Annotated in this window: 26 protein-coding genes; 25 read left to right on the top strand and 1 reads right to left on the bottom strand. The window is 52.9% G+C overall.

What is annotated here, in order from left to right; genetic code table 11:
- Nucleotides 1-431: 431 nt before the first annotated feature.
- The 8 genes from DPA2511_RS05830 to pxpA all read left to right on the top strand — a co-directional run bounded on the left by DPA2511_RS05830 (nucleotide 432) and on the right by pxpA (nucleotide 6477).
- A complete protein-coding gene (locus DPA2511_RS05830; RefSeq protein ID WP_012764754.1) occupies nucleotides 432-638 on the top strand; it encodes a YbfA family protein in 207 nt (68 codons plus the stop codon).
- Nucleotides 639-778: 140 nt separating this feature from the next.
- Nucleotides 779-910 (top strand): hypothetical protein, encoded by a 132-nt coding sequence (locus DPA2511_RS24060; RefSeq protein WP_264175899.1) that lies wholly within the window; start codon nucleotides 779-781, stop codon nucleotides 908-910.
- Nucleotides 911-959: 49 nt separating this feature from the next.
- Nucleotides 960-1913, top strand: a complete 954-nt coding sequence (locus DPA2511_RS05835; RefSeq protein WP_012764755.1) for a YbgA family protein — start codon at nucleotides 960-962, stop codon at nucleotides 1911-1913.
- 24 nt (nucleotides 1914-1937) lie between these two features.
- Nucleotides 1938-3371, top strand: coding sequence for a deoxyribodipyrimidine photo-lyase (phrB, locus tag DPA2511_RS05840; RefSeq protein WP_012764756.1), 1434 nt, complete (start codon nucleotides 1938-1940; stop codon nucleotides 3369-3371).
- 39 nt (nucleotides 3372-3410) lie between these two features.
- Nucleotides 3411-4154 (top strand): type 2 GTP cyclohydrolase I, encoded by a 744-nt coding sequence (locus DPA2511_RS05845; RefSeq protein ID WP_012764757.1) that lies wholly within the window; start codon nucleotides 3411-3413, stop codon nucleotides 4152-4154.
- Between the two features lie 16 nt (nucleotides 4155-4170).
- Entirely contained in the window at nucleotides 4171-4827 is a 657-nt protein-coding gene (pxpB, locus tag DPA2511_RS05850; protein ID WP_012764758.1) for a 5-oxoprolinase subunit PxpB, read from the top strand.
- The gene (gene pxpC / locus DPA2511_RS05855; protein WP_012764759.1) at nucleotides 4821-5750 is read left to right on the top strand and encodes a 5-oxoprolinase subunit PxpC; all 930 of its coding nucleotides are present in this window, start codon (nucleotides 4821-4823) and stop codon (nucleotides 5748-5750) included. Before pxpB ends, pxpC begins: the two co-directional genes overlap by 7 nt.
- Nucleotides 5740-6477, top strand: coding sequence for a 5-oxoprolinase subunit PxpA (gene pxpA / locus DPA2511_RS05860; RefSeq protein ID WP_012764760.1), 738 nt, complete (start codon nucleotides 5740-5742; stop codon nucleotides 6475-6477). The genes pxpC and pxpA overlap by 11 nt, the downstream gene beginning before the upstream one ends.
- Before the next feature lie 108 nt (nucleotides 6478-6585).
- Here pxpA and DPA2511_RS05865 read toward each other — a convergent pair whose 3' ends face one another.
- Nucleotides 6586-7872, bottom strand: coding sequence for a citrate synthase (locus DPA2511_RS05865; protein ID WP_012764761.1), 1287 nt, complete (start codon nucleotides 7870-7872; stop codon nucleotides 6586-6588).
- 594 nt (nucleotides 7873-8466) lie between these two features.
- On the opposite strand from DPA2511_RS05865, the gene sdhC reads away from it, so the two are divergent.
- The 17 genes from sdhC to tolB all read left to right on the top strand — a co-directional run bounded on the left by sdhC (nucleotide 8467) and on the right by tolB (nucleotide 26349).
- Nucleotides 8467-8907, top strand: a complete 441-nt coding sequence (sdhC, locus tag DPA2511_RS05870) for a succinate dehydrogenase cytochrome b556 subunit (protein WP_051122267.1) — start codon at nucleotides 8467-8469, stop codon at nucleotides 8905-8907.
- On the top strand, nucleotides 8901-9248 hold the full coding sequence (sdhD, locus tag DPA2511_RS05875; protein WP_012764763.1) for a succinate dehydrogenase membrane anchor subunit: 348 nt from the start codon (nucleotides 8901-8903) through the stop codon (nucleotides 9246-9248). The genes sdhC and sdhD overlap by 7 nt, the downstream gene beginning before the upstream one ends.
- On the top strand, nucleotides 9248-11014 hold the full coding sequence (gene sdhA / locus DPA2511_RS05880) for a succinate dehydrogenase flavoprotein subunit (RefSeq protein ID WP_023638189.1): 1767 nt from the start codon (nucleotides 9248-9250) through the stop codon (nucleotides 11012-11014). The genes sdhD and sdhA overlap by 1 nt, the downstream gene beginning before the upstream one ends.
- Nucleotides 11015-11032: 18 nt before the next feature.
- Nucleotides 11033-11749 carry a succinate dehydrogenase iron-sulfur subunit gene (locus DPA2511_RS05885; protein ID WP_012764765.1) on the top strand — a complete coding sequence of 239 codons (717 nt, stop codon included), beginning with the start codon at nucleotides 11033-11035 and terminating at the stop codon, nucleotides 11747-11749.
- Between the two features lie 228 nt (nucleotides 11750-11977).
- A complete protein-coding gene (gene sucA, locus DPA2511_RS05890) occupies nucleotides 11978-14785 on the top strand; it encodes a 2-oxoglutarate dehydrogenase E1 component (protein WP_012764766.1) in 2808 nt (935 codons plus the stop codon).
- Between the two features lie 16 nt (nucleotides 14786-14801).
- Nucleotides 14802-16022, top strand: coding sequence for a 2-oxoglutarate dehydrogenase complex dihydrolipoyllysine-residue succinyltransferase (gene odhB, locus DPA2511_RS05895; RefSeq protein WP_012764767.1), 1221 nt, complete (start codon nucleotides 14802-14804; stop codon nucleotides 16020-16022).
- A gap of 132 nt (nucleotides 16023-16154) precedes the next feature.
- A complete protein-coding gene (gene sucC, locus DPA2511_RS05900; protein WP_012764768.1) occupies nucleotides 16155-17321 on the top strand; it encodes an ADP-forming succinate--CoA ligase subunit beta in 1167 nt (388 codons plus the stop codon).
- Nucleotides 17321-18193, top strand: a complete 873-nt coding sequence (gene sucD / locus DPA2511_RS05905) for a succinate--CoA ligase subunit alpha (protein ID WP_012764769.1) — start codon at nucleotides 17321-17323, stop codon at nucleotides 18191-18193. The genes sucC and sucD overlap by 1 nt, the downstream gene beginning before the upstream one ends.
- Before the next feature lie 702 nt (nucleotides 18194-18895).
- Nucleotides 18896-20464: a cytochrome ubiquinol oxidase subunit I gene (cydA, locus tag DPA2511_RS05910; RefSeq protein WP_012764770.1), complete on the top strand. Its 1569-nt coding sequence runs from the start codon at nucleotides 18896-18898 to the stop codon at nucleotides 20462-20464.
- A 12-nt stretch (nucleotides 20465-20476) separates the two neighbouring features.
- A complete protein-coding gene (cydB, locus tag DPA2511_RS05915; RefSeq protein ID WP_012764771.1) occupies nucleotides 20477-21616 on the top strand; it encodes a cytochrome d ubiquinol oxidase subunit II in 1140 nt (379 codons plus the stop codon).
- Between the two features lie 16 nt (nucleotides 21617-21632).
- Complete coding sequence (cydX, locus tag DPA2511_RS22650) at nucleotides 21633-21749, top strand: cytochrome bd-I oxidase subunit CydX (protein ID WP_012764772.1); 117 nt, start codon at nucleotides 21633-21635, stop codon at nucleotides 21747-21749.
- A complete protein-coding gene (gene ybgE / locus DPA2511_RS05925; protein WP_012764773.1) occupies nucleotides 21746-22039 on the top strand; it encodes a cyd operon protein YbgE in 294 nt (97 codons plus the stop codon). The genes cydX and ybgE overlap by 4 nt, the downstream gene beginning before the upstream one ends.
- A gap of 134 nt (nucleotides 22040-22173) precedes the next feature.
- On the top strand, nucleotides 22174-22578 hold the full coding sequence (gene ybgC, locus DPA2511_RS05930; RefSeq protein WP_012764774.1) for a tol-pal system-associated acyl-CoA thioesterase: 405 nt from the start codon (nucleotides 22174-22176) through the stop codon (nucleotides 22576-22578).
- Nucleotides 22575-23261: a Tol-Pal system protein TolQ gene (gene tolQ / locus DPA2511_RS05935; RefSeq protein ID WP_012764775.1), complete on the top strand. Its 687-nt coding sequence runs from the start codon at nucleotides 22575-22577 to the stop codon at nucleotides 23259-23261. Before ybgC ends, tolQ begins: the two co-directional genes overlap by 4 nt.
- A 12-nt stretch (nucleotides 23262-23273) precedes the next feature.
- Nucleotides 23274-23699: a colicin uptake protein TolR gene (gene tolR / locus DPA2511_RS05940; protein WP_012764776.1), complete on the top strand. Its 426-nt coding sequence runs from the start codon at nucleotides 23274-23276 to the stop codon at nucleotides 23697-23699.
- A gap of 64 nt (nucleotides 23700-23763) precedes the next feature.
- Nucleotides 23764-24933: a cell envelope integrity protein TolA gene (gene tolA / locus DPA2511_RS05945; RefSeq protein WP_012764777.1), complete on the top strand. Its 1170-nt coding sequence runs from the start codon at nucleotides 23764-23766 to the stop codon at nucleotides 24931-24933.
- A 129-nt stretch (nucleotides 24934-25062) separates the two neighbouring features.
- Nucleotides 25063-26349 carry a Tol-Pal system beta propeller repeat protein TolB gene (gene tolB / locus DPA2511_RS05950; protein ID WP_012764778.1) on the top strand — a complete coding sequence of 429 codons (1287 nt, stop codon included), beginning with the start codon at nucleotides 25063-25065 and terminating at the stop codon, nucleotides 26347-26349.
- Nucleotides 26350-26375 lie beyond the last annotated feature (26 nt).

Below are 26375 nucleotides of genomic sequence, written 5' to 3' on the forward strand. Positions count from 1 at the left end.
GTCGATGCTGTCAGTCTAGGTAGCGCGGTAAAAAGAGGGTGCAAATTTCGTGGGGGCGGGCGTAAAAAAAGTATAAAAACGACGGCTGACGCAGTGCCTGGGCGCTGAAACCGGATGGGCGGAACGTGCAAGCGACGTCAGCGGTTGCCCGACAAGTTGGCTCTCGGCAAGGGGAACAGACGGCCCGTTTCTGCGGCCCTGTCCCTTGCGTGGAAGCAATGATTTAACGCGGCGTCCGCCTGCACGGTGACATCCCGTGAGGGTTTTGATTCATTATCATGTCATAGGTCATGGTTAGCATCATCAGGCCGGCGTTCAGGGTTGTAATCTGGTCTGATGAGTGCAAAAATTAACCAGTGGATGTCGATGTGTCGCCGTTTTCCTCGCTCCGGCGTTTTACATCGACCTGTTTGTTAGCTAGGAGGATGGTGATGGCATTTGGTTCCGAGTATCCCTTATACCGGGTGGTGTTGCGCCGGGTCGCCGTGATCGTTATCGGTGTGCTGGCGTTGCCTTGCCTGTTGTTCTGGCGCGACCGCGCCCGTTTTTATAGCTATCTGCATCGTGTCTGGCTCAAGACCAGTGATAAACCGGTATGGCTGGCGCAGTCTGAGCGTGCCGTCAACGAGCTGTATTAAGCGGCGGCGTCAGGCTTTCGCGCCGCCCGCCGACGGTGCCTGCCAAACCGGCGGTGGATGGCCTATCCGGGTATGAGTCCGAAGGCGGTCAGTACCCTCTTGTTTTCGTATCACCCTGTCTGTTTTCGTTGACGATCGGCATGACAAGCCGTGTTGTCGCATCTCCTTACGACCTTAATCCCCATTCCCCCGGCATGACCGGCACGCCGCCCGGCGGCATTGTCGTCGGCATCGGTTTTTTCCCGCTTATTTCCCCGCTGAGGGCGCAATAAATCCGCTATGCTATTGAGATAGCATCATCTTTTTGACATGAGGTTGATTATGACGCTCAATCCGATTCCTGTTGGCATCAGCGCTTGTTTGCTGGGAAACCCGGTACGTTTCGATGGCGGACACAAACGGTTGGCGTTTGCGGTTGAGCAACTGGCGGCGTTTTTCCGGTTTGAGCCGCTGTGTCCGGAAATGGCGGTGGGGCTGCCGGTACCGCGTCCGGCGTTGCGGTTAGTTAAAGACGGGCAAGGGGATATCGCGTTGCAGGCCAGCAATGGCTCCGGGTTAGACGTTACTCAGCCGATGCACGAGTTTGCCGCCGGCATCGTGCCGACGTTGGCATCGTTGTGCGGCTATATCGTGTGCGCCAAATCGCCGAGCTGCGGGATGGAGCGGGTGAAAGTGTATGACGGCGCCGGCGCCCGCAAGAGCGGCGTCGGGCTGTTTACCCGTCAACTGATGATGGCGCTGCCCTGGCTGCCGGTGGAAGAGGACGGCCGGCTGCATGATCCGGTACTGCGGGAAAACTTCATCGAACGGGTTTATGCCCTGCATGAGTTGCAGCAGCTCTGGCGACAGGGGGTGAGCCGCGGCGCGCTGATGGTGTTTCACAGCCGTTATAAATTGCTGCTGCTGGCGCATTCTCAGCCGGAATATCGCGAGCTGGGGCGTTTCGTCGCGTCAATGGATCAGTGGAATTCGCTGGAGGCGTTTGCGGCGGAATACCGACTGCGTCTGATGAGGCTACTGGCGCATCCGGCTTCGCGTCGCAATCACACCAACGTGCTGATGCATATTCAGGGTTATTTCCGTCGTCACCTATCGGCGCGCCAGCGGCAGGCGTTATCCGATTTGATCGATCGCTATCGGCGCGGGACGCAGCCGCTGCTGGCGCCGATGACGCTGCTGCGGCATTACCTGTCCGAATACCCGGACGCTTATCTGCTTGAGCAGCGCTATTTCGATCCGTATCCGGAAGCCTTGAGACTTCGTTACGGTCACTGATTTTTCACGCGAAAAGGACGGTTCATGACCACGCATCTGGTCTGGTTTCGCAACGATTTGCGTATTACCGACAATCTGGCGTTGTACGCCGCCTGTCAGGATCCCGAGGCGCAGGTGGAGGCGGTCTTTATCGCCACGCCAGGGCAATGGAAACGCCATGAAATGGCGCCGCGTCAGGCGGCGTTATTGTTCGATTGCGTATTGCAATTGCAGCGAGCGCTTTATGAGAAAGGAATTCCGCTGCACTACCATCAGTGTGAGGATTTTGACGGTGCTCTAGAGTGGCTGGCGGCGTTGTGCCGTCAGCGTCAGGCGACCCATCTATTCTATAACCGGCAGTATGAATGGAATGAACAGCGGCGGGATCAAGCGTTGTCGCGCCATCTGGAAAATGGGGTGCGGATTCAAGCGTTTGACGACAGCCTGTTGCTGGCGCCCGGCAGCGTCGTGACGGGAAGCGGCGAGATGTACAAAGTGTTTACCCCGTTTCGGACGGCGTTCATCACACAGTTATTGCAGACTTCTACGGACAGTGTGCCCGCGCCGACAGCCCGTCGACAACCGCTGCCGCCATTGACGCCGCCGGCGCCGTTTGACTATCCGCAGTTGGATGTCGCCGGGGATTTCCCTGCTGGCGAGGCGGCGGCTCTACAGCGTTTGCGGCAGTTCTGCCGCGAGCAGGTGCATGTTTACCATGAGCTGCGGGATGTGCCCTCCCGGCCGGCCACCAGCAGATTGTCGCCATATCTGGCGCTGGGCGTGCTGTCGCCACGTCAGTGTTTCAACCGTCTGCGCGCTGAGCACCCGGATTGGCTGGCGCAGCGTGAAGGGGGAGCGTTCTGCTGGTTTAACGAGCTGGTCTGGCGGGAGTTCTACCGCCACCTGCTGGTGTTTCACCCCGCGTTGTGCCGGCATCGGCCGTTTATCGCCTGGACCGATCGCGTGGTCTGGCGCTCGGCGCCGCAGGAGTTGCTCGCCTGGCAGCGCGGCGAGACCGGTTATCCCATCGTGGACGCCGGTATGCGGCAGTTGCATCAGACCGGCTGGATGCATAACCGTTTGCGGATGATCTGCGCCAGTTTTCTGGTTAAGGATTTGCTGATTGACTGGCGCGAGGGGGAACGCTATTTCATGAGCCAACTGCTGGATGGCGATCTGGCCGCTAATAACGGCGGCTGGCAGTGGGCGGCATCCACCGGTACTGATGCGGCACCCTATTTTCGTATTTTCAATCCCACCACTCAGGGGGAGCGCTTCGACCCGAATGGCGATTTTATTCGCCGTTGGGTGCCGGAACTGGCCGGGGTGCCGGGCAAAGACATTCATCAGCCGCACCGTTGGGCGGAAAAAATGCGCTGCCGCCTCGACTACCCTCTGCCGATAGTGGATCACAAACAGGCCCGGGTGCGCACGTTGGCGGCATTTGATGCGGCTAAAAAACTCGCCGTCAATGAATAACCGGTTCGCGCCGGCAAAGAAAGATAAGGAGTAAAGACTATGCAGAATACGGAACTGGAGACCCTGATTAACGGTTTCCTCAATGTTGGGGCATTCCAGGATTACGCGCCGAACGGGTTGCAGGTGGAAGGCCGTGCTCAGGTGCATCGGATTATCACCGGGGTAACGGCGAGCCAGGCGCTGTTAAACGTCGCCGCCGAACGTAATGCGGATGCAGTGTTGGTACATCACGGTTATTTCTGGAAGAACGAGCCGGCGGTGGTGCGCGGGATAAAACGCCAGCGGCTGAAGACCTTGTTGGTGAACGATATCAATCTTTATGGCTATCACTTGCCGCTGGATGCGCATCCGCAAGTGGGTAATAACGCCAAGCTGGGCGAGTTGCTGGAGGCGAATATTCTCGGAGCCATCGATGTATTGCTGCCTTACGGTGAACTGCGCGAGCCCAAAAGCGGCACGGCATTGCGTCAACACCTGGAATCGGCGTTGGGGCGGTCGGTGTTGCATTGCGGTGATAATGCGCCGGCGAAAATCACCCGGATTGCCTGGTGTACCGGCGGTGGTCAGAGCTTTATCGAACAGGCCGCCGAATTTGGTGTCGATGCCTTTGTGACCGGCGAGGTTTCGGAAAAAACCATCCATACCGCCCGCGAGATGGGGTTGCACTTTTTCGCCGCAGGCCACCATGCCACCGAACGTGCCGGTATTCAGGCATTAGGGGAATGGCTGGCGGCGCAGCATGGCTTTGAGGTGACATTCGTCGATATTCCTAACCCGGCCTGAAACGGCAGGAGGAACGATGCAACGCGCGCGCTGTTATCTGTTGGGCGAACGGACGGTCGTGCTGGAGCTGGAACCCCCGTTATCGTTGGCGAGCCAGCAGCGGATCTGGGCGCTGGCGGAGCATTTGAATCAGCATGATGCGGTTCGGGAGGTTATTCCCGGAATGAACAACCTGACCGTGGTGTTGATGGATGCCCATTCCGATGCTCGTGACGCTATCGATCAACTGTTGTCGTGGTGGGAAACGAGTGAGCCGCTACCACAGGCGTCGCGGTTGGTGGAGATCCCGGTGGTGTATGGCGGCGAGCAGGGGCCCGATCTCGACGTTGTCGCCGCGTATTGCGGTATGACGCCGCGTCAGACGGTGGAATGCCATGCCGCCGGGCGCTATATCGTCTATTTTCTGGGGTTTCAACCGGGGTTTCCCTATCTGGGCGGGCTGGATGAGCGGTTGTACGCGCCGCGTCGTGCCGAACCCAGAGTGTTGGTGCCCGCAGGTTCGGTCGGTATCGGCGGTCAGCAGACGGGTATTTATCCGTTGACCACTCCCGGCGGTTGGCAGTTGATCGGCCGGACGGCGTTGACACTGTTCAATCCCTCTCAGACTCCGCCTACTTTGTTGCACCCGGGGGATCAGATCCGATTTGTGCCGCAGCGGGAGGGCGTATGCTGAAGATTCTCCATGCCGGATTGCTGACCACGATCCAGGATGCCGGGCGTTTTGGCATGCGCCATCTTGGCGTCAGCCAGTGTGGGGCGTTGGATCTCCCGGCGCTGCAGATCGCCAATCTGCTGGTGGGCAATGCGGCAGATGCTGCGGCACTGGAGATTACGCTGGGACAACTGACGGCGACGTTCACCTCTCGCGGCTGGATTGCGCTGACCGGCGCTGACTGTCACGCACGGCTGGAAGGGAAAAACCTGTGGACGGGGTGGTGTTTTCCCGTGCAGCCCGGCCAGACGCTGCGGTTGCGGGCGCCGCGCAACGGTATGCGCAGCTATCTGGCGGTGTCCGGCGGTATTGCGGTTCCCAGGGTGCTTGGTTCGTGCAGTACCGACCTGAAAAGTGGTTTCGGCGGGTTAGGCGGACGAGCGTTGGCTGATGGCGATACGTTGTCGGTGGGCGTTCCTTTACGTCAGCCCAAACGGCAGATCGGCGTGCGGCAATTGCTGTTCAATAATCGGGTGAGGGTGCTGCCGGGACCGGAATATCAGGAGTTTAGCGAATCGTCACGGGAGAATTTCTGGCGCACCGGCTGGCATCTGAGCCCGCAGAGTAACCGCATGGGGTACCGCTTGTTGGGGCCGGAATTGCAGCGTGACACGACGCGAGAGATGCTGTCGCACGGTTTGTTGCCGGGTGTGATTCAGGTTCCCCACAACGGCAAGCCAATTGTGCTGTTGGCCGATGCGCAGACAACGGGGGGGTATCCGCGTATCGGCCATGTGATCGAAGCGGATTTGTACCATCTGGCCCAGACCCGGCTGGGCGAACAGGTGCATTTTATTCCTTGTTCACTGTCAGAAGCCCGGCAGGCACTACAGAATCAACAGCGTTATCTGGAACAATTAACCAGGAGGTTGCATGGTGATTGATGTAAACGTCGATCTTGGCGAAGGCGGGCAGCATGATGAAGCGCTGTTACAGTTAGTGAGTTCTGCCAATATCGCCTGCGGCTTTCATGCCGGAGATGCGGATACCATGCGTCAGGCGGTGCGCTGGGCCATCAGGTATGGCGTCGCCATCGGCGCTCACCCTAGTTTCCCTGATCGAGACAACTTCGGTCGCGTCGCGATGCAATTGCCGCCCGAAACGGTATTTGCGCAGGTGGTTTATCAAATCGGTGCGCTGGCGGCGATCGTCAAAGCCGAGGGGGCCAGGCTGTTTCATGTGAAACCGCACGGTATGCTTTACAATCAGGCTGCGCGAGAGCCCGCATTGGCCGATGCTATCGCTCGAGCGGTACAGGCGGTGGATCCCTCGCTGTATCTGGTGGGGCTGGCGGGAAGCGATTTGGTTCATGCGGGTAAGCATCGGGGGCTGAAAACGCGCCAGGAAGTATTTGCCGATCGTAGCTATCGACCCGATGGCTCGCTGGTGCCGCGGGATCAGCCGCTGGCGGTCATCAATAGCGATGAATTGGCACTGGCCCAGACGCTGGAAATGATACAGCGTCATCGGGTGCGCACCAGCGATGGCAGTTGGATTGCGGTTCAGGCGGATACGGTCTGCCTGCATGGCGATGGTGAGCATGCATTGGCGTTCGCCCGCCGGTTACGGCATAGCTTTAGTCAGTATGGCATTCGGGTTACGGCCCAATAACCCGAACGAATAGCCTGCCGTTGGCAATCAGTCGGTAATAAAAAGAAGCTGTAGTATGAACCGTAAAAAAGGCCGGAATTCCGGCCTTTTAGGTTATTAGAACAGTGCTTAACGTTTAGTAATCAACGGTTCGAAATCGCGTTGGTCGTAGCCGGTATACAGCTGGCGCGGACGGGCAATTTTCAGGCCTTCGGCATGCATTTCACTCCAGTGGGCGATCCAGCCGACGGTGCGCGCCATGGCAAAGATCACCGTAAACATGGTGGACGGAATCCCCATCGCTTTGAGAATGATGCCGGAGTAGAAGTCGACGTTCGGATAGAGCTTGCGTTCGATGAAGTACGGGTCATTCAGCGCAATGTGTTCCAGCTCCATCGCTACTTCCAGCAGATCATCTTTGGTGTCCAGCTCTTTCAATACTTCGTGACAAGTTTGACGCATGACGGTGGCGCGTGGGTCATAATTTTTGTAGACGCGGTGGCCAAATCCCATCAGACGGAACGAGTCATTCTTGTCTTTGGCGCGAGCGATAAATGCCGGAATGTGTTTCACGGAACTGATTTCTTCCAGCATGCGCAGACAAGCTTCGTTAGCGCCGCCGTGAGCCGGCCCCCATAGTGAAGCAATACCGGCCGCGATACAGGCAAACGGGTTGGCGCCGGAAGAACCGGCAGTACGCACTGTTGAGGTCGAGGCATTCTGCTCATGATCGGCATGGAGGATCAGAATACGATCCATAGCGCGTTCTAATACTGGATTGACTTCGTATTCTTCACACGGCGTCGAGAACATCATATGCAGGAAGTTGCCGGCATAGGAAAGATTGTTACGCGGGTATACGAATGGTTGGCCAATCGAGTATTTGTAGCACATGGCAGCCACGGTCGGCATTTTTGACAATAGGCGGTAGGCCGCGATTTCACGATGACGCGCGTTAGAGATGTCCAGCGAGTCGTGATAGAAGGCCGCGAGTGCGCCTGTTACGCCGCACAGCACCGCCATTGGGTGGGAGTCGCGCCGGAAGCCATGGAACAGCCGGGTAATCTGTTCGTGGATCATGGTATGGCGGGTGACGGTGGTTTTGAACTCTTCGTACTGCGCCTGCGTGGGGGCTTCACCGAACAGCAGAATGTAACAGACTTCCAGATAGTTGGATTTTTCCGCCAATTGAGCAATGGGGTAGCCCCGATGCAACAAGATGCCCTGATCGCCGTCGATATAGGTAATTTTGGACTCGCAGGATGCGGTGGAAGTAAAACCGGGGTCAAAAGTAAAGTAGCCTTTGGAACCGAGGCTACGAATGTCAATTTCATCATAGCCAAGCGTACCAGATAGGATATTGAGCTCGATGGGATCTTTGCCGTCTATCGCTAGCTTTGCTTTTTTATCAGCCATTTACAGTCTCCTTAGCGCTTTAATTCTAAAAATCTTTTCACCGTAGAAATACCGTCATGTCCGCACGCTGGATGAGATTAACAGTACAGATTATTGTGCCAGTCTGCTGTTTCGTACTGCCAGGGTACAGTGTTCGGATACAGTATCAGGTCGCTACAGTCGGATAGATGCTCTCCGGTTCGGGGTAGCCTTGTTCTGCTTTAAGTGTAGCCACTACCTATAAGTTTTCCGGGGTCTTTGATACCCACTGTTACATAACTTATATAAATGGGAAAGGGCCACCGACAAGCTTTAACAGGGTAGACTTATTTTCATGATTATTTGTAATTGAAATGTTGAAGTTTTGTCAAATCAGATAATTAATTTTATGTATTTTGTGAAATTCGTGATTCCGCTCACTGTTCAACGCAAATGTGTCCAAACAATTTGTAGGGTAATTGTAATAAGAATGTGAAGTGCCTATACTGCCGCCAGGTCTCCGGAATACCCTGCAGTAGGAGCACCCAGCATGATTGATTGGCGCAGTTCGCAAACAGGAAAGTCGTCGAGATGCGTAATAATAATGAAGGGAGCCTATTTCCTTTCTCTTCTCTCATGCTGTCTGACCCCACAACAGGTCCGGAGGAAGAAAATAATAAAAGCTGTGTGGGCAAATCCGTGAAAAAACAAAGACCTGTCAATCTGGATCTGCAAACGATCCGATTTCCTGTTACTGCGATAGCATCCATTCTTCATCGTGTCTCAGGCGTTATCACGTTTGTTGCTGTTGGAATCTTGTTGTGGCTGCTCGGTCTCTCCCTGTCTTCTCAGGAAGGATTTGTGCATGCAGCTGCAATTATGGGCAGCTTTATCGTGAAATTCATCGTCTGGGGCATTCTAACCGCGCTCTCCTACCATATTGTCGGTGGCCTGCGTCATCTGTTGATGGATTTTGGATACATAGAGGAGACTTTCGCGGCGGGTTCGAGTTCCGCGAAAATTTCTTTCATCATCACTGTCGTGCTTTCTCTTCTGGCTGGAGTCCTCGTATGGTAAGCAATGCTTCCGCTTTGGGACGCAATGGCGTACACGACTGGTTGCTACTTCGCGCTTCCGCCATCGTCATCGTACTGTATGTCCTTTATATCGTCGGTTTTATTGCGAGCGCCGGCGGTATTACTTATGAAATCTGGCGTGGTTTTTTTGCCATGCATCTCACCAAAGTGTTCACCCTGTTGACGCTGATTTCTATTCTGGTTCATGCCTGGATAGGTATGTGGCAGGTACTGACTGACTACATAAAACCGCTGGCAATTCGGCTGGTATTACAGCTGGCGATTGTGGTGGTATTGGTGGTGTATGTCATTTATGGAACAGTCGTGGTGTGGGGTGCATGATGAATTTGCCAGTCAGAGAGTTTGATGCCGTTGTTGTTGGCGCGGGTGGCGCGGGTATGCGCGCCGCGCTTCAGATTTCCCAGATGGGCTTGTCCTGTGCCCTGTTGTCCAAAGTATTCCCGACCCGTTCCCATACGGTATCCGCCCAGGGGGGAATTACTGTTGCTTTGGGCAATACCCATGAGGACAATTGGGAATGGCATATGTATGACACCGTAAAAGGGTCTGACTACATCGGTGATCAGGACGCCATTGAATATATGTGCAAAACGGGGCCGGAAGCGATTCTGGAACTGGAACATATGGGATTGCCGTTTTCCCGCTTGGATGATGGGAGTATTTACCAGCGCCCGTTCGGCGGCCAGTCTAAGAATTTCGGCGGCGAGCAGGCTGCTCGCACTGCGGCGGCGGCAGACCGTACTGGGCACGCGCTGTTGCATACGCTTTATCAGCAGAACCTTAAAAATCACACCACCATCTTTTCTGAATGGTATGCGCTTGATCTGGTGAAAAATCAGGATGGTGCGGTGGTGGGATGTACCGCCATCTGTATTGAAAGCGGCGAAGTCGTTTATTTCAAAGCTCGTGCCACCGTATTGGCGACCGGCGGGGCCGGGCGCATCTATCAGTCAACGACCAATGCGCATATCAATACCGGTGACGGTGTGGGTATGGCGCTGCGTGCAGGTGTGCCGGTTCAGGATATGGAAATGTGGCAGTTCCATCCTACGGGGATCGCTGGCGCTGGGGTACTGGTAACGGAAGGGTGCCGTGGTGAAGGCGGTTACTTGCTTAACAAACATGGCGAGCGTTTTATGGAGCGCTATGCGCCAAACGCCAAAGATTTGGCTGGGCGTGATGTGGTCGCTCGTTCCATCATGATTGAGATTCGTGAAGGCCGCGGATGCGATGGTCCATGGGGACCACATGCCAAACTGAAGCTGGATCACCTTGGTAAAGAAGTTCTGGAGTCTCGTTTGCCGGGTATTTTGGAGTTGTCGCGTACTTTTGCCCATGTTGATCCGGTCAAAGAGCCGATTCCGGTTATTCCGACTTGCCACTATATGATGGGCGGTATCCCGACGAAGGTCACTGGTCAAGCGTTGACGGTGAATGAAAAAGGCGAAGACGTGGTGATTCCTGGTCTGTTCGCTGTGGGTGAGATTGCCTGCGTTTCTGTTCACGGTGCCAACCGACTGGGCGGCAACTCGTTGCTTGACCTGGTAGTGTTTGGTCGTTCGGCAGGGATGCATCTGCAGGAATCGTTGATTGAACAAGGCGTTTCCCGCGATGCCAGTGACTCGGATATCGATGCATCCCTTGAGCGTCTTAACCGTTGGAACGATAACCGTTCTGGCGAAGATCCGGTTGAAATTCGCAAAGCATTGCAGTCTTGTATGCAGAATAACTTCTCGGTCTTCCGCGAAGGCGATGCGATGGCAAAAGGCCTTGAAGAGCTCAAAGTGATTCGCGAACGCCTGAAACAGGCTCGATTGGATGATGCATCAAGTGAATTCAATACCCAGCGTATTGAGTGCCTGGAGCTGGATAATCTGATGGAAACTGCATATGCCACCGCGGTCTCTGCGAATTTCCGCACTGAGAGTCGTGGCGCGCACAGTCGCTTCGACTATCCTGATCGTGATGATGAGAATTGGTTGTGCCATACGCTGTATCAGCCGCAAACCGAGAGCATGACGCGCCGTCAGGTGAACATGCAGCCTAAATTGCGCCCGGCGTTTCCGCCGAAAGTGCGTACTTACTGATTCTGCGGAGAGTTGGCGATGAAACTCGAATTTTCAATCTATCGTTATAACCCTGATGTCGATAACGCTCCACGTATGCAGGACTACACGCTTGAGGCGGAAGAAGGCCGGGACATGATGCTGTTGGATGCCCTGATCCAATTAAAAGAGCAGGATCCGACCCTGTCGTTCCGCCGCTCCTGCCGTGAAGGCGTATGCGGCTCCGACGGGCTGAACATGAACGGCAAAAACGGTCTGGCTTGCATCACACCGGTTTCGACGCTACGTGGGAGCAACGGCAAGATAGTGATCCGTCCTTTGCCTGGTTTACCGGTAATCCGCGATTTGGTTGTGGACATGGGGCAGTTCTATGCACAATATGAGAAAATTAAACCTTACCTGTTGAATAATGGGAAGAATCCTCCAGCTCGCGAACATCTGCAGTCACCGGATCAACGTGAGAAGCTGGATGGTTTGTATGAATGCATTATGTGTGCTTGCTGTTCCACGTCTTGTCCGTCGTTCTGGTGGAATCCAGACAAGTTCGTCGGGCCGGCGGGGTTGTTGGCGGCCTATCGCTTCTTGATTGATAGTCGTGATACGGAAACTGCGTCGCGGCTGGACGATCTGAACGATGCTTTCAGCGTGTTCCGTTGCCATGGGATCATGAATTGCGTCAGCGTATGTCCGAAGGGGCTGAATCCGACGCGAGCCATCGGTCATATCAAATCGATGTTGTTGCAGCGTAGTGCATGACGATACAAGAGTAAGGCGTGTTTCCGCTCCCCGGTGTGGGGGCGGGAACGGTAGGGAAAAACAGGAAATCTTTAAAAGCTGGTTTTGCGCCAGAACCGCCTTTTAAAGGTTCCTTCGGATGAATTATCCACACTCGTGCGGAAGAGGGCACACAAGTGAACCGTATTCACGGCAAAAAATCATGTTAACCACGGCGAAAACAAAAGCTTATTAGCTTAAGGGATCACGATGCAGAACGGCGCAATGAAGGCCTGGCTGGATTCCTCCTATCTGGCGGGCGCAAACCAGTCCTACATAGAGCAGCTCTATGAAGATTATTTAACGGATCCAGACTCGATTGATTTCAGCTGGCGTTCGATTTTTCAGCAACTTCCTACCACTGGGGTCAAACCGGATCAACTTCACTCCAAAACCCGCGAATATTTCCGCCGTCTGGCGAAAGATACTTCGCGTTTTACCTCCTCCATCAATGATCCGGATAGCGATGCCAAGCAGGTTAAGGTATTGCAGCTGATTAACGCTTTTCGTTTCCGTGGTCATCAACACGCCAATCTTGATCCTTTGGGGTTATGGAAACAGGAACGAGTGCCTGATCTGGATCTCGCGTACCACAATTTGACCGAGCAGGATCTGGATGAGACGTTTAACGTTGGTTCTTTCGCTATCGGTCGGGATACCATGCGTTTGGGCGAACTTTATGCTGCGCTGAAGCAGACATATTGTGGCCCGATCGGCGCGGAATACATGCATATTACCAATACGGAAGAAAAGCGTTGGATTCAGCAACGTATCGAATCCGTTGTTGGACAGCCGAGTTTTACGCCCCAGGAACGGAAACGCTTTCTCAGGGAACTGACGGCCGCCGAGGGACTGGAGCGTTATCTGGGTGCGAAATTCCCTGGCGCCAAGCGCTTCTCGCTGGAAGGCGGCGATGCGCTGATTCCGATGTTGAAAGAAATGGTGCGTCATGCCGGTAAAAACGGCACCCATGAGGTTGTGCTGGGAATGGCCCATCGCGGTCGTCTGAATGTATTGATCAATGTGCTAGGCAAACAGTCTCAGGATTTGTTCGACGAGTTTTCCGGCATTCACAAGGATCACCTTGGCACTGGTGATGTGAAATACCATCAGGGTTTTTCGTCCGATATCGAAACAGAGGGCGGTAAGATCCACTTGGCGCTGGCATTCAACCCGTCCCATCTTGAAATCGTCAGCCCGGTCGTGATGGGGTCGGTACGCGCCCGTATCGATCGCCTTGATAATCCGAGTAGTTCGCTGGTTCTTCCCATCACTATTCATGGCGATGCCGCCATCAGTGGGCAAGGCGTGGTGCAGGAAACGCTGAACATGTCCAAAGCGCGCGGTTATGAGGTGGGGGGAACGATTCGCATTGTTATCAATAACCAGGTTGGTTTTACCACGTCCAATCCTCGTGATGTCCGCTCGACTGAATACTGTACTGACATCGGCAAGATGGTGCAGGCACCGATTTTTCATGTGAATGCGGACGATCCGGAAGCGGTCGCGTTCGTTACCCGGCTAGCCCTGGACTTCCGCAACACCTTCAAGCGGGATGTGTTTATCGATCTGGTTTGTTATCGTCGCCATGGCCATAACGAAGCGGATGAACCGAGCGCGACTCAGCCCGTGATGTATCAGAAGATCAAAAAGCACCCGACTCCGCGCAAAATCTATGCCGATCGCTTGGAGCGTGATGGTATCACAACGCTGGAAGACGCAACTGAACTGGTCAATTTGTACCGTGACTCATTGGATGCCGGCGAGTGCGTGGTTGAAGAGTGGCGTCCGATGGATATGCACTCTTTTACCTGGCGGCCATATCTCCATCATGAATGGGATGAGGCTTACGCGCACAAAGTTGAGATGAAACGGTTGCAGGAGCTGGCGCGTCGTATCAGTGAAGTGCCGGAATCGGTGGAAATGCAGCCGCGAGTTGCCAAGATTTATAGAGATCGCGCGGAAATGGCTGCTGGTGAGAAGCTGTTTGATTGGGGAGGCGCGGAAACGCTGGCCTATGCCACGCTGGTGGATGAGGGTATCCCAGTCCGTTTATCCGGCGAAGATTCCGGGCGCGGTACGTTCTTCCATCGTCATGCGGTTATCCACAATCAAAAAGACGGTTCCACCTATACACCATTAACGCATGTGCACAATGGGCAAGGGCCATTTAAGGTTTGGGACTCGGTGCTGTCTGAAGAGGCTGTGTTGGCGTTTGAATATGGTTATGCCACAGCCGAACCCCGCACGCTGACCATCTGGGAAGCGCAGTTCGGCGATTTCGCCAATGGTGCGCAGGTTGTGATTGATCAGTTCATCAGTTCTGGTGAACAGAAATGGGGGCGCATGTGCGGCTTGGCCATGCTGTTGCCTCATGGCTATGAAGGGCAGGGGCCGGAGCACTCTTCCGCGCGGCTGGAACGCTATTTGCAATTGTGCGCAGAGCAGAATATGCAGGTTTGCGTACCGTCGACACCTGCCCAGGTCTACCACATGTTACGACGTCAGGCTCTGCGTGGGATGCGTCGTCCGCTGGTTGTGATGTCGCCCAAGTCGTTATTGCGTCATCCGTTGGCGGTTTCGTCGCTAAATGAACTCGCTCATGGTCAATTCCAGCCGGCAATCGGTGAAATTGATGATTTGGATCCAAAAGCAGTGAAGCGCGTCGTCCTGTGTTCCGGCAAGGTTTACTATGATTTGTTGGAGCAACGTCGCAAGAATGAGCAAAAAGATGTTGCGATTGTGCGTATCGAACAGCTGTATCCGTTCCCACATCAGGCTGTACAAGCGGCGCTTGAACCGTTTGCGCATGTACATGATTTTGTCTGGTGCCAGGAAGAGCCGCTCAATCAGGGCGCGTGGTATTGCAGTCAGCACCATTTCCGTGAGGTGATTCCGTTTGGTGCATCCTTGCGGTATGCCGGTCGCCCTGCCTCGGCTTCACCTGCTGTCGGTTATATGTCCGTACACCAGGAACAACAAAAAAATCTGGTGAATGACGCGCTGAACGTTAATTAAATCAAAAGGATATAGAATGAGTAGCATAGATATTCTTGTACCTGACCTGCCTGAATCCGTGGCGGATGCTACGGTGGCGACCTGGCACAAACAACCGGGGGATAGCGTCCAGCGTGATGAGGTACTGGTTGAAATTGAAACTGATAAAGTTGTACTAGAAGTGTCTGCGATTGAAGCTGGCGTGCTAGACGTGATTCTGGAAGCTGAGGGGGCGACGGTGACAGCGCGCCAGGTACTTGGGCGTTTACGTCCAGGCGATAATTCCGGCAAGGAAACCAGTGCTAAAGCTCAGCTTCAGGAGTCAACGCCGGCCCAACGTCATACCGCGGGCCTGGATGAAGAAAGTAACGACGCACTCAGCCCGGCGATTCGACGCCTGATCGCCGAGCACGATCTGGATGCTGCGGCGATTAAGGGGAGTGGGGTCGGTGGTCGGATTACCCGCGAAGATGTAGAAAAACATTTGGCAGGCAAAAGTGCTCCGAAGGCGGTAGCGCCTGTAGCTGCTCCATCTCAGCCGACTCAGGCACTGGGGAGCCGCAGTGAAAAACGTGTGCCGATGACCCGTTTGCGTAAACGTGTCGCGGAGCGTTTGCTCGAAGCGAAAAATAGTACGGCGATGTTGACGACCTTTAATGAAGTCAACATGAAACCCATTATGGATCTGCGCAAACAGTATGGCGAAGCGTTCGAAAAACGTCACGGCGTCCGGCTTGGGTTTATGTCGTTTTACATCAAAGCTGTCGTGGAAGCGCTAAAACGTTACCCCGAAGTGAACGCTTCGATTGACGGTGAGGATGTGGTTTACCACAACTACTTCGATGTCAGCATTGCGGTATCTACGCCACGTGGTTTGGTGACACCGGTATTAAAAGATGTCGACCTGATGGGCATGGCCGATATTGAGAAGAGAATTAAAGAATTGGCCGTCAAAGGCCGCGACGGCAAGCTGACCGTAGAGGAGCTGACCGGGGGTAATTTCACGATTACGAACGGCGGCGTTTTCGGTTCTTTGATGTCTACGCCGATTATTAACCCGCCGCAGAGCGCGATACTTGGTATGCATGCCATCAAGGATCGTCCGATGGCGATTGACGGTCAGGTGGTGATTCTGCCGATGATGTATCTGGCTCTTTCCTATGACCACCGTCAGATTGATGGACGTGAGTCGGTCGGGTTCCTGGTTACAGTAAAAGAAATGCTGGAAGATCCGGCGCGTTTGCTGCTGGACGTTTAGGTCAACCGGTTGTGAGGCGGCATGACGATGCCGCCTTTATTATGTGCTATGCAGGGCCGTTGTCTGGCAACGGCATTATCCACGACAGAGAGTCTTTCGACTTATTCTTCAAACCTAAATGGATAGAACATCATGAATTTACATGAGTATCAGGCAAAACAGCTTTTTGCTCGGTATGGTTTGCCGGCTCCAGCCGGTTACGCCTGCACAACGCCGCGTGAAGCGGAAGAGGCCGCATCCAAAATCGGCGCAGGGCCGTGGGTGGTAAAATGCCAGGTACACGCGGGCGGACGCGGCAAGTCCGGTGGCGTGAAAGTCGTCAACAGCAAGGAAGACATCCGCGCCTTTGCTGAGAAATGGCTGGGTAAGCATTTAGTGACCTATCAGACTGACGCAAACGGTCAGCCGGTCAACCAGATTCTGGTGGAAAGCGCTACAGATATTGATAAAGAACTTTATCTGGGCGCGGTTGTGGATCGTGGTAGCCGCCGGGTTGTTTTTATGGCGTCGACGGAAGGCGGCGTGGAAATCGAAAAGGTTGCGGAAGAAACGCCCCACCTGATTCACAAAATGGCATTGGATCCGCTAGCAGGGCCTCAACCTTATCAGGGCCGCGAACTGGCGTTCAAGTTGGGGTTAAGCGGTAAGCAGATTGCACAATTCACCAAAATATTCATGGGATTGGCGACGTTGTTTCTGGAGCGAGATCTCGCATTGGTCGAAATCAACCCCTTGGTGATCACCAAACAAGGTGATCTGGTCTGTCTGGACGGCAAGCTGGGTGTTGACGGCAACGCACTGTTCCGCCAGCCGGAACTGCGTGAAATGCGTGATGCTTCCCAGGAAGACGCGCGTGAGGCACATGCTGCTCAGTGGGAACTGAACTATGTCGCGCTGGACGGCAATATCGGTTGTATGGTCAATGGTGCCGGTTTGGCGATGGGAACCATGGACATCGTGAAACTGCATGGCGGCGCACCGGCTAACTTTCTCGATGTCGGCGGCGGCGCGACGAAAGAGCGCGTCACCGAAGCGTTTAAGATCATTTTGTCTGATGACAAGGTGAACGCGGTTCTGGTTAATATTTTCGGCGGTATTGTACGGTGTGACCTGATTGCCGACGGTATCATCGGTGCGGTGTCGGAAGTTGGCGTCAGCGTTCCCGTGGTTGTCCGTCTTGAAGGAAATAATGCCGAATTGGGCGCACAGAAGTTGGCAGATAGCGGCCTGAACATTATTGCCGCGACCAGCCTGACGGATGCAGCTCAGCAAGTGGTTGCCGCCGCGGAGGGTAAATAATGTCCATTCTGATCGATAAAAACACTAAAGTCATCTGCCAGGGATTTACCGGTAGTCAGGGCTCTTTCCACTCTGAACAGGCGCTCGCTTATGGTACCCAGATGGTAGGCGGGGTTACGCCGGGTAAGGGCGGAACCGTACATCTTGGCCTGCCAGTGTTCAATACGGTTCGCGAGGCGGTGGAGGCAACGGGGGCTATTGCGTCCGTTATCTATGTTCCCGCTCCCTTCTGCAAAGATTCAATTCTGGAAGCGATCGATGCCGGTATTCAGCTCATCATTTGCATTACCGAAGGTATCCCGACACTGGATATGTTGACGGTGAAAGTGAAGCTGGAACAAACCGGTGTGCGCATGATTGGGCCGAACTGTCCAGGGGTTATTACTCCAGGAGAGTGTAAGATCGGTATTATGCCGGGGCATATTCATCTTCCTGGCAACGTTGGCATTGTCTCCCGTTCGGGAACGCTAACGTATGAAGCTGTGAAGCAAACCACGGATACCGGGCTGGGGCAATCAAGCTGTGTAGGTATTGGTGGTGACCCGATACCAGGCTCGAATTTTATCGATATTCTCAAGCTGTTTGAACAGGATCCTCAAACTGAAGCCATTGTAATGATTGGTGAAATTGGTGGAACTGCAGAGGAAGAGGCTGCTGCTTATATCAAAGAGCATGTGACTAAACCTGTGGTCGGCTATATCGCGGGTGTTACCGCGCCTAAAGGTAAACGTATGGGCCATGCTGGTGCGATTATTGCCGGTGGGAAAGGCACTGCGGATGACAAATTTGCAGCGCTTGAGGCGGCTGGCGTGAAGACAGTGCGCAGTCTGGCTGATATCGGTGAGGCTGTTAAGTCAGTGTTGAATCGTTAATACATACGGCTTACCGTTCGTAGTGCGTTCAATTCGACATGTTTGGCCACCTTCGGGTGGCCTTTTTTATTATTTTCGCTATATCTCTATAGTGATTGCTTCTCTGCCCCATAAAAAGATGATTGCTGAAATAATAACAATAAAATAACAAGCCAGATATTTTTATGTAATGTTTGATAATTGTGAGCAACTCGATTTTTTTCTTCATAACGACAAAATATATATTTTTATTTAATCAATATTGAAACCTTGAAATTACATTAAATTAACAATGAGATTTAATTAAAATAAAAAAATGCCATTTATTAACATTTAATGGAGAGATTGTTTTAGATCAAAAATATGGTCTGGATATCCTCCTTGAAATACGTTTAAATTGCGGCGAATCAATTATGCTTAACATGCCACGCAACGCTGATAATACTATGAGGTCAAAAACTCAATCTGTATCACGTAAAAACATATTTATTGTGGGGTTATAGAGGCGTAATATACCGATGTTCTTATCTTTGGTATGTGGTTTGTAATTCTATAATTTCTCTTTAGTTGAACTTCATACACCTGGAGTTGTTAATTGTTCCGAGGGTATTGAAGCAGTGCTGAAGCAATTGTTGTGTTCTTTCGGGTTATTTACTGCCGGGTGTTTAATGGCTTGAATCTATAACAAGCTTAGGACCTTCCTGCGGGGAGCAAGGAGTTAAGATGTTTGATATAGTCGAACTGTCGCGTTTACAGTTTGCCTTAACAGCGATGTATCATTTCCTGTTCGTACCATTAACGCTGGGCATGGCGTTTCTGCTGGCGATCATGGAAACGGTATATGTGCTCACTGGCAAACAAGTTTATAAAGATATGACCAAGTTTTGGGGCAAGTTATTCGCCATCAACTTTGCCTTGGGGGTTTCCACCGGTTTGACCATGGAGTTCCAGTTCGGGACTAACTGGTCGTACTATTCCCATTATGTTGGCGATATCTTCGGTGCTCCTCTGGCTATCGAAGGTCTGATGGCATTTTTCCTTGAGTCCACTTTTGTCGGCCTTTTCTTCTTCGGATGGGATCGTCTCGGCAAAGTTCAGCATATGGCAGTAACCTGGCTAGTTGCATTGGGTTCCAACCTGTCGGCGCTGTGGATCCTCGTGGCAAATGGCTGGATGCAAAACCCGGTCGCTTCCGACTTCAATTTCGAAACCATGCGTATGGAAATGGTGAGTTTCGCCGACCTTGTTCTTAACCCGGTTGCGCAGGTGAAATTCGTTCATACCGTTGCTTCTGGTTACTGTACCGGCGCAATCTTCATTTTGGGGATTAGCTCCTACTATCTGCTGAAGGGCCGTGATCTCGCTTTTGCCAAACGCTCTTTCGCCATCGCGGCAAGCTTTGGTATGGCGTCTGTCCTTTCAGTCATCGTACTGGGCGATGAATCCGGTTATGAGATGGGGGACGTGCAGAAAACCAAACTGGCCGCTATTGAAGCTGAGTGGGAAACTCAACCTGCTCCAGCCGCGTTCACACTGTTTGGCCTGCCGAATCAGGATACCATGGAGAACAAGTATGCTATTCAGGTGCCCTACGTATTGGGTCTGATCGCTACACGTTCCACGGATAAGACCGTGACGGGCCTGAAGGATTTGATGACGCAGCATGAGGTTCGCATCCGCAATGGCATGAAGGCCTACCAACTGTTGCAGCAACTGCGCTCAGGTAATACCGATCAGGCTGTACGGGATGAGTTTAACAAGAATAAACAGGATCTTGGTTATGGTCTGTTATTGAAGCGCTATACCACGAATGTGGCAGATGCAACCGAAGCGCAAATCAAGCAAGCGACCAAAGACTCTATTCCTCGCGTCGCACCACTGTATTTCGCATTCCGTATCATGGTGGCTTGCGGAATTCTGATGTTGTTGGTTATTGGGCTCTCTTTCTGGACGGTGTTGCGTAATCGCATCGGGCAGAAAAAATGGCTGCATCGTGTGGCGCTGTATTCTATACCGCTGCCGTGGATTGCTGTGGAAGCTGGGTGGTTTGTGGCGGAATATGGTCGTCAGCCGTGGGCTATCGGCGAGGTGCTGCCCACCGCAGTGGCGAACTCTTCGCTGACGGCAGGCGATATTCTGTTCTCTATGGTACTGATTTGCGGTTTGTATACGCTGTTCCTGATTGCGGAACTCTATCTGATGTTCAAATATGCGCGTTTGGGGCCCAGCAGCCTGAAAACCGGCGCCTATCATTTTGAACAGCCGATTGCATCGACTCAGAACGCACGGTAACAGGAGGCCACTATGTTTGATTATGAAGTATTGCGTTTCGTCTGGTGGGTGCTGATCGGTGTATTGCTGATCGGTTTCGCAGTCACTGACGGTTTTGACATGGGCGTCGGGATGTTGGTGCGTCTGCTTGGCCGTAACGATGTTGAGCGTCGAGTGATGATCAATAGCGTTGCTCCCCATTGGGACGGCAACCAAGTCTGGCTGATAACCGCAGGCGGTGCGTTGTTCGCCGCCTGGCCTATGGTTTATGCCGCCGCATTTTCCGGTTTTTACATTGCGATGATTTTGGTGCTGGCGTCCTTGTATTTTCGTCCGGTCGGTTTTGACTACCGTTCGAAAGTCGAGAACACGACCTGGCGCAATGCATGGGATTGGGGCATTTTCACCGGTAGCTTTGTTCCGCCAGTGGTCATCGGTGTAGCGTTCGGTAATTTGTTGCAAGGTGTACCGTTCCATGTTGATGAGTATCTGCGCCTCTATTACACCGGGAACTTCTTCCAGTTGTTGAATCCGTTTGGGTTGCTGGCGGGTATCGTCAGCCTGTGCATGATTCTTGCGCAGGGCGCGACTTATCTGATGATGCGCACGACAGGCGATTTGTATGTACGAACGAAATCAACAGCGCAACTTTCTTCGCTGATCTTAACCATTACGTTTGTATTGGCCGGTGTTTGGGTCGTGAATGGCATTGATGGATATGCGATAACGTCTGTAATCAATAAGGCCGCCGAATCCAACCCGCTCCATAAAGAGGTGGTTCGTCAGGCCGGTGCCTGGATGACCAATTACAACCATTACCCTGTGCTGTGGCTGTTCCCGCTGATCGGGGCGGTATCACCTTTGGTGACTCTGGCGGCCGCGCGTGCGGGTAAAGGCGCCCTGGCGTTTCTGTTCTCTTCGTTAAGTATCGCTGGCGTGATTCTGACTGCCGGTATCGCCATGTTCCCGTTCATTATGCCGTCTGTGACGGTGCCGAATGTGAGCCTAACCATGTGGGATGCCACATCCAGCTTGCTGACGCTCAAGGTGATGACCATTGTGGCCATTATTTTCGTGCCGATTGTGTTGTCCTACACCATATGGTGTTACTACAAGATGTACGGACGGATCACCAAAGAGCATATTGAACAGAACACACATTCTTTGTATTGAGTAAGGAGCCTGATTTATGTGGTATTTTGCCTGGATTCTGGGAACGCTTCTTGCTTGTTCACTGGGCGTTATCACTGCTCTGGCATTGGAACAGAGCGAGGTAAGCAGCGCGGACAAGAATAAGCCGCAATGAGTATCTTCATTGAACATTTGTATCGTCTGATGGATAAGGGCCCGTTACGGGCCCTTTCCCTGATCATGGCCTTGTCGCTGGCCGGATGTGTGTTCTGGGAACCAGCCCGTTTTGCGGCACGAACCAGCTCTCTGGCTGTCTGGCAGGGATTATTTCTCATCTGGGCAGTGTGCGCCGGAGTGGTTCATGGTACGGGGTTTCGACCCAGACGTATTCGTTGGCAGGCCTTCTTCTCTCCTCTGCCCGCCTTCGTGATCCTGGGCGCAGGATTGTATTACTATTTTCTGTAATATTCCTTTTCATTCCTTTTAGTTATGGGTTGTTCGCAACCCATAATTATTTACCTGCCTGTACAAAGAACCCATTCCAAACCTTAACCCTCTTGCGTATAGTAGCGGGGTTTATTGCATTACCGGGATGTAGAGTGAGTAATAAAGTGTTCCGCTGGCCCGTGCGCGTCTACTATGAAGACACAGATGCAGGTGGTGTAGTTTATCATGCGCGCTATGTGGCCTTTTATGAGAGAGCTCGTACTGAGATGCTGCGTGAACATGGTTTTCATCAGCGTACACTCATGAGCGAGCATATCGCTTTCGCCGTTCGTAAAATGACAGTTGAATATCTTGCACCAGCCCGCCTTGACGACCTGCTGGAAGTACAGAGCGAGATTGTTTCACTACGCGGCGCTTCTCTGACGTTCTCACAGCGCATTCTTGACTCACATGGCAATCTGCTGAGCCATGCTGAGGTTTTGGTCGCATGCATTAATCCATCACAAATGAAGCCCATTGCGCTTCCCAAGTCTATCGTCGCGGAGTTTAAGCAGTGACTGACATGAATATTCTTGATTTGTTCCTGAAGGCTAGCCTTCTGGTGAAACTTATCATGCTAATTTTAATCGGTTTTTCTATCGCCTCATGGGCAATCATCATTCAGCGTACTCGAATTTTGAATGCGGCTACACGTGATGCGGAAGCTTTTGAAGACAAATTTTGGTCTGGTATCGAACTTTCTCGTTTGTATCAGGAAAGCCAGTCCCATCGCGAAACATTGGGCGGTACTGAGCAGATTTTTTACGCGGGATTCAAAGAGTTTGCCCGTCTGCATAGAGCGAACAGCCATGCCCCGGAGGCGGTGGTTGAGGGGGCATCCCGCGCAATGCGTATTTCCATGAATCGTGAACTGGAAACGCTTGAAACTCATATTCCTTTCCTGGGTACGGTGGGTTCCATCAGCCCTTACATCGGTCTTTTTGGTACAGTGTGGGGGATTATGCATGCCTTTATTGCTCTGGGCGCAGTAAAGCAAGCGACCCTGCAAATGGTGGCTCCCGGTATTGCCGAAGCACTGATAGCGACGGCAATAGGTCTGTTTGCCGCTATCCCGGCTGTTATGGCTTACAACCGTCTCAACCAGCGTGTAAACAAGCTTGAACAGAATTACGATAACTTTATGGAAGAGTTCATCGCTATTCTGCATCGTCAGGCATTCTCCAGCGAAAACAATCGTTAAACGGGAGGTCCTATGGCTCGTGTTCGTAGCGGCCGTCGGGGGCTGAAATCCGAGATCAATATTGTCCCCTTGCTGGACGTACTGCTGGTGTTGCTGCTCATATTTATGGCAACTGCACCAATTATCACTCAAAGTGTTGAGGTTGATTTACCTGATGCCACGGAATCTAAAACAGTTTCCAGCACGGACAATCCGCCTGTCATCGTCGAGGTTTCCGGTATTGGGCAATATAGTCTGGTGGTTGACCATAACAGGATGAATCAGCTACCTGCTGAGCAGGTAGTGGCAGAGGCCCAATCGCGTCTATCTGCCAACCCGAAGACGGTATTTTTGATCGGTGGCGCCAAGAATGTTCCCTATGATGAGATCATTAAAGCATTGAATTTATTGCATCAGGCTGGTGTCAAATCCGTTGGGCTGATGACACAACCGATCTGATTCTGGCGAGTCCATAAATGATGAATCGTCATTTTTCTGGCAACACTGTTTTTGGGAACCATTTGTGCAAAAGGCAAACGAACGAAACGATAAGCTAAGGCGCGCCATTATTATATCGGCCGTCTTGCACGTCATTCTGATTGTGTTGCTGATCCTGAGTTCACTGAATCAGAAGATGGACGACGCCAGTGCAGGTGGCGGCGGGTCATCCATCGATGCGGTGATGGTTGACCCTGGTGCAGTGGTCGACCAATACAATCGCCAGCAACAGCAGCAAAGTGATGTTCGCCGGGCCGAACAGCTTCGAAAGAAACAGGCTGACCAGCAAGCTCAGGAGTTGCTGGAGAAACAGGCTGCCGAGCAACAGCGTTTGAAAGAGTTGGAAAAGGAGCGCTTGCAAGCTCAGGAAGAAGCGAAACAGCAGGCACAGGAACAGGCTGAGCAGCGTAAACAGGCGGAAGATGCCGCTCAAAAAGCGCGTGAGCAGCAGAAGCAGGCGGAAATGGCGGCAGCCAAAGCGAAGGCTGAGGCTGAACAGCAGGCGAAAGCGGCTGCTGAAGCGAAGAAGCAGGCGGAAGACGAAGCGAAAAAACAGGCTGCTGCAGAAGCCAAGAAGAAAGCGGAAGACGACGCGAAGAAACAAGCGGCAGCGGAGGCCAAGAAAAAGGCTGAGGAAGAGGCTAAGGCTAAAGCCGCCGAGTTAGCCAAGCAAAAAGCTGCGGCGGAAGCGAAACAGAAAGCGGAAGACGACGCTAAAGAAAATGCGGCTGAGGCCGCTGCTGCGGCTAAGAAAGCCGCAGATGACAAGAAAAAGGCCGCCACGGCAGCCGCGAAGCAGGCGGGCGAAGTCGATGATTTGCTGGGAGGCCTGGCTGCATCGAAGAATGCACCTAAAGGCGGCGGTAGTGCGGCCAGCGGTGGTGCTCCTGCTGGTGTTGGTAATAATAAGAAAAGTGGCGCGTCCGGCGCTGCGCTTGATAGCTATGGCAGTCAGATCCGGTCTGCTATTCAGAGTAAATTTTATGATTGGGAGTCATACAAGGGGCGTACTTGTACGTTGCGTATCCGGCTGGCTCCCGATGGTTTGCTGATTGATGTGAAAACGGAAGGGGGCGATCCTGCGCTGTGCCAGGCTGCAATTGCGGCAGCTAAACAGGCTCGTATACCTAAACCACCAAGCTCGGATGTTTATGACGCATTCAAGAACGCACCAATAGATTTTAAACCGCAATAATCCTGTTGTTGGTCATAGATTCAGATTATGACGATGGCGGACGGCAGATGTTGTCGTGTTTGGTGAGTACAGATTGTTAAAACGCTGCCAGATTATCGTAGGCTCTGGAGCCAGGATAAGGGAGATGAGATGAAGCAGGCATTAAAAATTGCATTGAGTTTTCTGATGCTGTGGGCTGCTGTGTTGCATGCAGAAGTCCGCATTGAAATTACCCAAGGGGTCGATTCTGCTCGACCGATTGCCGTTGTTCCGTTCAAATCAGCCGGTGGTGCCGTGCCGGAAGATATTGGCAATATTGTCGCGGCTGACTTGCGCAATAGTGGCAAGTTCAACCCTATTGACCCCAGCCGTATGCCGCAGCAACCGGGAACGGCTGCTGAAGTTACCCCAGCAGCCTGGACCGCGCTTGGTATTGATGCGGTTATTGTGGGGCAGGTTCAGCCAACAGCTGACGGATATCTGATTTCCTACCAACTGGTCGATACATCCGGCAGCGCAGGGAGTGTATTGGCGCAGAATCAGTTCAAAGTGACCAGACAATGGCTGCGTTATGCCGCGCATACTGCCAGTGATGAAGTTTTTCAGAAACTGACGGGAATCAAAGGCGCTTTCCGCACACGTATCGCTTACGTTGTCCAGACGAATGGCGGCCAGTATCCCTATGAGCTTCGCGTTGCGGACTATGATGGCTACAACCAGTTTGTCGTTCATCGTTCTCCCGAACCGTTGATGTCGCCATCCTGGTCTCCGGATGGGAGCAAACTGGCTTACGTGACTTTCGAAAGTGGCCGTTCCGCACTGGTTATTCAAACGCTTGCCAATGGCGATATTCGTCAGGTGGCTTCCTTTCCCCGCCACAACGGCGCCCCGGCATTTTCTCCGGATGGGAGCAAACTGGCGTTCGCTCTTTCCAAGAGTGGTAGTCTGAATCTGTATGTAATGAACCTTGGGTCGGGGCAAATCTCGCAGATCACGGATGGCCGTAGCAATAACACCGAGCCAACCTGGTTCCCGGATAGTCAAACGCTGGCCTATACTTCTGACCAGGCCGGGCGCCCCCAGATTTATAAAATTGGCGCTAATGGCGGCACTCCGCAGCGTCTGACCTGGGAAGGTGCTCAGAACCAGGATTCCGAGGTCAGCAGTGATGGCAAATTTATCGTGATGGTGAGCTCCAATAGCGGTGCTCAACACATTGCTAAACAGGATCTGGTAACGGGTGGCGTTCAAGTTCTGACGGACACGTTCCTGGATGAAACGCCGAGTATCGCGCCTAATGGCACCATGGTAATCTACAGTTCGAAGCAAGGGCTGGGATCCGTGCTGCAGTTGGTTTCGACGGACGGCCGTTTCAAAGCGCGTCTTCCGGCTACTGATGGTCAGGTCAGATTTCCTGCCTGGTCGCCGTATCTCTAATGAAAACATGTAAAATAACCTATTTA

Source organism: Musicola paradisiaca NCPPB 2511, from assembly GCF_000400505.1.
In the GTDB taxonomy this organism is placed as follows: domain Bacteria; phylum Pseudomonadota; class Gammaproteobacteria; order Enterobacterales; family Enterobacteriaceae; genus Musicola; species Musicola paradisiaca.

Coding starts and splice junctions, on each gene's coding strand:
- DPA2511_RS05830 (WP_012764754.1), top strand. CDS start 432: ATGGCATTTGGTTCCGAGTATCCCTTATACCGGGTGGTGTTGCGCCGG.
- DPA2511_RS24060 (WP_264175899.1), top strand. CDS start 779: ATGACAAGCCGTGTTGTCGCATCTCCTTACGACCTTAATCCCCATTCC.
- DPA2511_RS05835 (WP_012764755.1), top strand. CDS start 960: ATGACGCTCAATCCGATTCCTGTTGGCATCAGCGCTTGTTTGCTGGGA.
- phrB (WP_012764756.1), top strand. CDS start 1,938: ATGACCACGCATCTGGTCTGGTTTCGCAACGATTTGCGTATTACCGAC.
- DPA2511_RS05845 (WP_012764757.1), top strand. CDS start 3,411: ATGCAGAATACGGAACTGGAGACCCTGATTAACGGTTTCCTCAATGTT.
- pxpB (WP_012764758.1), top strand. CDS start 4,171: ATGCAACGCGCGCGCTGTTATCTGTTGGGCGAACGGACGGTCGTGCTG.
- pxpC (WP_012764759.1), top strand. CDS start 4,821: ATGCTGAAGATTCTCCATGCCGGATTGCTGACCACGATCCAGGATGCC.
- pxpA (WP_012764760.1), top strand. CDS start 5,740: ATGGTGATTGATGTAAACGTCGATCTTGGCGAAGGCGGGCAGCATGAT.
- DPA2511_RS05865 (WP_012764761.1), bottom strand. CDS start 7,872: ATGGCTGATAAAAAAGCAAAGCTAGCGATAGACGGCAAAGATCCCATC.
- sdhC (WP_051122267.1), top strand. CDS start 8,467: ATGCTGTCTGACCCCACAACAGGTCCGGAGGAAGAAAATAATAAAAGC.
- sdhD (WP_012764763.1), top strand. CDS start 8,901: ATGGTAAGCAATGCTTCCGCTTTGGGACGCAATGGCGTACACGACTGG.
- sdhA (WP_023638189.1), top strand. CDS start 9,248: ATGAATTTGCCAGTCAGAGAGTTTGATGCCGTTGTTGTTGGCGCGGGT.
- DPA2511_RS05885 (WP_012764765.1), top strand. CDS start 11,033: ATGAAACTCGAATTTTCAATCTATCGTTATAACCCTGATGTCGATAAC.
- sucA (WP_012764766.1), top strand. CDS start 11,978: ATGCAGAACGGCGCAATGAAGGCCTGGCTGGATTCCTCCTATCTGGCG.
- odhB (WP_012764767.1), top strand. CDS start 14,802: ATGAGTAGCATAGATATTCTTGTACCTGACCTGCCTGAATCCGTGGCG.
- sucC (WP_012764768.1), top strand. CDS start 16,155: ATGAATTTACATGAGTATCAGGCAAAACAGCTTTTTGCTCGGTATGGT.
- sucD (WP_012764769.1), top strand. CDS start 17,321: ATGTCCATTCTGATCGATAAAAACACTAAAGTCATCTGCCAGGGATTT.
- cydA (WP_012764770.1), top strand. CDS start 18,896: ATGTTTGATATAGTCGAACTGTCGCGTTTACAGTTTGCCTTAACAGCG.
- cydB (WP_012764771.1), top strand. CDS start 20,477: ATGTTTGATTATGAAGTATTGCGTTTCGTCTGGTGGGTGCTGATCGGT.
- cydX (WP_012764772.1), top strand. CDS start 21,633: ATGTGGTATTTTGCCTGGATTCTGGGAACGCTTCTTGCTTGTTCACTG.
- ybgE (WP_012764773.1), top strand. CDS start 21,746: ATGAGTATCTTCATTGAACATTTGTATCGTCTGATGGATAAGGGCCCG.
- tolR (WP_012764776.1), top strand. CDS start 23,274: ATGGCTCGTGTTCGTAGCGGCCGTCGGGGGCTGAAATCCGAGATCAAT.
- tolB (WP_012764778.1), top strand. CDS start 25,063: ATGAAGCAGGCATTAAAAATTGCATTGAGTTTTCTGATGCTGTGGGCT.